Source organism: Microcoleus sp. Pol8_D6 (assembly GCF_036700965.1).
GTDB lineage: Bacteria > Cyanobacteriota > Cyanobacteriia > Cyanobacteriales > Microcoleaceae > Microcoleus.
In genome coordinates this window covers 1-1,956 of record NZ_JAUBPW010000156.1, presented here as the reverse complement: position 1 = coordinate 1,956, position 1,956 = coordinate 1, and the positions used below count along the sequence as shown (strand labels likewise).

Annotated in this window: 1 protein-coding gene; it reads left to right on the top strand. The window is 42.3% G+C overall.

All coding sequences use genetic code 11. The features are described from left to right. Nucleotides 1–432: 432 nt before the first annotated feature. A complete protein-coding gene (locus tag QUA10_RS28895) occupies nt 433–1,734 on the top strand; it encodes an aminotransferase class I/II-fold pyridoxal phosphate-dependent enzyme (protein WP_333086481.1) in 1,302 nt (433 codons plus the stop codon). The last annotated feature ends 222 nt before the right edge of the window (nt 1,735–1,956 follow it).

Genomic DNA, 1,956 nt, shown 5'->3' with positions numbered 1-1,956 from the left:
TCCCTTCCCTATTCAATTAATTATTTCGATCGAGCATTAGTCACCGCACGCGATCGCTAAACCATACCCCAATTCAGCAACGCCGGGATTGGTTTGTGTGGACGGTGTAGGGTACTGGGTTCTACGGCTGATGCGTTACAAATTGTTGCGAACTGATGCCGTAATGCAGTCAAGAGTGAGATAGTTGGTAGTGGTGCATTATCATGTTAAACTAATAAAATAATATCAATACTCCTGAGTATATATGAGTATCACTTGTGTAAGATGTCCTTCTGGGAAAATTATTAAATACGCTCATACTTATGGTAAACAAGTGGTAAACAAGGATATAAATGTCAAGACTGGGGGCGACGGTATTTTGTCCCTGAGTATAATTTATCGTTAAGGCGAGTTCCGTGACCGGCAATTACTATACACCACTACCCAATTACTATGTACGACAAAAGTAATCGAAATAAGCTCATGCCAGATCCAACAAGTGAAGCGAAGACTCACTTTATCTCACCACGGTTACTAAAGTTATTAGATTGCCCGACCCCTATAAGTCAATTCTTTGCCCAAGCGACCTATATGAGTCGCCGCACTGAGCCGGAAAGTATTGATTTTACTTTCGGTGATGCCCATGAAATACCACCTCCAGGGTTTGTAGAAGCCTTACAGCGTTGGAGTGTACCGCAAAATCAAGGGTGGTATGGCTACAAGGAAAATATTCCAGAATCACGGATCACTGTATCCGCTGCTCTTCAAGATAAACGCGGACTTTCTATATTGCCTGAAGATATTTTTATGACCAATGGTACTGTAGTTGGTTTGGCGATTTGTCTGCAAATGTTAGCTGGTGAGGGAGATGAGGTAATTATTTTGAATCCACCCTGGTTAGGCTATAGGAGTATGGTGCATTTTACCGGTGCGGTTCCGATTGGTGTGCCTGTGGATACAAACACCTTTGATATGGATTTGCAGGCGATCACATCTGCAATTACAGAACGGACTCGAGCAATTATTATCAATTCACCTCACAACCCTACAGGTAAGCTTTTTTCAGCTAGTACCCTGGAGGGTTTGAGTGCTATACTTAACGAGGCTTCTCAGCGGTATGGCAAGCCTATTTATATTATTTCCGATGAAAGCTTCAGCCGAATTGTTTTCGACAACAAGACTTGTTTTAGCCCTACTCAGTTTTACCCATTTTCTTTCTTAGTATATGGTTATAGTAAGACTTTAATGGCACCCGGTCAACGTATAGGGTATATTGCTTTACCTCCAACTATGCCTAATCGGGAAGAAATAAGACGAATCATTGCCCTCCTACAACAAAGTCCTTTTGGTTGGTGTTATCCTAGTGTGCTCATGCAGTATGCCTTAGGAGACTTAGAGCAACTCAACATAAATATCGAGCATTTACAAAACAAGCGAGATGGGATGGTGAAGGCACTGCGGGATATGGGTTACACCCTTTATAACCCTGATGGGACGTTCTTCCTCTTGGTGCAATCACCTTGGGATGATGACCTTGCTTTTGCCGAGTTATTAGCAAGTCAAGATATATTTGTTTTACCAGGAACTCCCCAGGAAATACCCGGTTACTTCCGAATTTCCCTTACTGCCAACGAAGAAATGATTTCGCGTTCTCTACCCAAATTCCAAGCTGCGATGGAATACGCTGTTGCTAACCCCTCTTCTGTCACTAAGCGGCAGAGTATAATAGAACAAAATCTCTCAAACCAGAGCTAGGTCTATGGTTAACCATCGCCAAGCTAATTTAACCTTGAAATAGATTGATGAGTATTGTCGCTATTACAGAAATCTGTTTTCAGAAGTCAGAAGCTTCAAAGCTTTTACACACCTTCATGCTGGTATAATTTCTGATACGGCGTTGCTCAATTGGGGTATGGTTTAGCGATCGCGTGCGGTGACTAATGCTCGATCGAAATAATTAATTGAATAGGGAAGGGG